This window comes from Streptomyces sp. A0958 (assembly GCF_004795035.1).
In the GTDB taxonomy this organism is placed as follows: domain Bacteria; phylum Actinomycetota; class Actinomycetes; order Streptomycetales; family Streptomycetaceae; genus Streptomyces.
Genome location: NZ_SSBK01000094.1, coordinates 1 through 1,497 on the forward strand (window position 1 = coordinate 1; position 1,497 = coordinate 1,497).

The 1,497-nt window shown below is 68.2% G+C and carries 1 protein-coding gene; it reads left to right on the plus strand.

What is annotated here, in order from left to right; translation table 11 throughout:
* Nucleotides 1-117: 117 nt before the first annotated feature.
* Nucleotides 118-1,464, plus strand: a complete 1,347-nt coding sequence (locus E6P78_RS32465; RefSeq protein WP_136207198.1) for an IS4 family transposase — start codon at nucleotides 118-120, stop codon at nucleotides 1,462-1,464.
* The last annotated feature ends 33 nt before the right edge of the window (nucleotides 1,465-1,497 follow it).

The window sequence follows — 1,497 nt, forward strand, 5'->3', positions numbered from 1 at the left end:
AGCAACGCCGTTCAGTTAGGCGTGGAGGTCGTTCGTCAAGGCTGGTGAACGAGGCAGCGGAGCTGCTGTAGAAGAGGAATGTCACTCCAAGACATCCTCACCACAGGAGCTCCGCTGTTGGAACAGGCTGCCATATCAAGGACGCTCGGGGTAGCGGACGGGGTGTTCGCGCCGGGGCACATCGGTGAACTGACCCGGATCATTCCGTTCGAGATGGTTGATCAGGTGCTGGCCATGACGGGTGCGGTGCAGCGCAGGGTCCGTCTGATACCGGCGCGGGTCACGGTCTACCTGCTGCTGGCCGCGGCGCTCTTCAACGGGCTGGGCTATCAGCAGGTTTTCGACCGGTTATGCGCCGGGCTGGCAAGTCTGGCGCCGGTGCGGCCCAGTGGCAGTGCTCTTCGCCAGGCCCGTCAGCGGCTGGGGCCGGCACCGATGAAAGCCCTGTTCGACCTGGTGAGTGGCCCTGCGGCCACGACCGCTGCCGCCGGGCGATGGCGGGGGCTGAGGGTCGTCGCGGTCGACGGCACCCTGCTGTCGGTCCCGGACTGCCCGGCCAACCTGACAGTGTTCACCCGCCAGCGGCTCGGCAACGGGATCTCGGGCTACCCGCAGTTGCGTCTGGCCGCGCTGGTTGCCTGCGGAACCCGGTCGGTGATCGGAGCCGTGTTCGGTCCCGCCACGACCGGTGAGCTGGAGTACGCCCGCCGCCTGGCGGTGAACCTACGGGCCGGAATGCTGCTGCTGGGCGACCGGAACTTCTCCTCCGCCGCACTGCTGAACCAGCTCGCCGCCACCGGCGCCGATCTGCTCGTGCGCTGCAAGACCAACCGCAAGCTGCCGCCGCTGGCCCGCTGCCGTGACGGCTCGACACTGACCCGGATCGGTCCACTGACCGTGCGTGTCATCGAGGCCGAGATCACCCTCCGCACCGCCCAGGGCACGCGCACCGGCCATTACCGGCTGCTGACCACCCTCACCGACCCTGCCACCCACCCGGCCGGTGAACTTGTCCGGCTCTACCACGAACGCTGGGAGATCGAGACCGTCTACGCGGAGCTGAAGTCCACGATCCTGGGCGGACGCGTCCTGCGGGCCCGCACCCCGGATGGCATCGAGCAGGAGGTCTGGGCCCTGCTGACCGCCTACCAGGCACTGCGGACCGCGATGACCGACGCCACCGACAGCATCCCGGGCACCGACCCCGACCGGGCCGGCTTCCTCACCGCCCTCGCCGCCGCCCGGGACCAGATCGTCCTGGCCGCCGGCGTCATCACCGACACCGATCTCGTCGGCGCCATCGGCCGTCACGTCCTGGCCCACCTCCTGCCCACCCGGCGGGTCCGCACCAAAGACCGCATCGTCAAACGAGCGATCTCCAAATACAACGCACGCGGACCCGCCATCGACCGCACCACCTACAAAGCCACTATCAGCATCAACATGCTCATGAACGGGCCTTGACACCCCGGACCCCGACCTAACTGAACGGCGTTG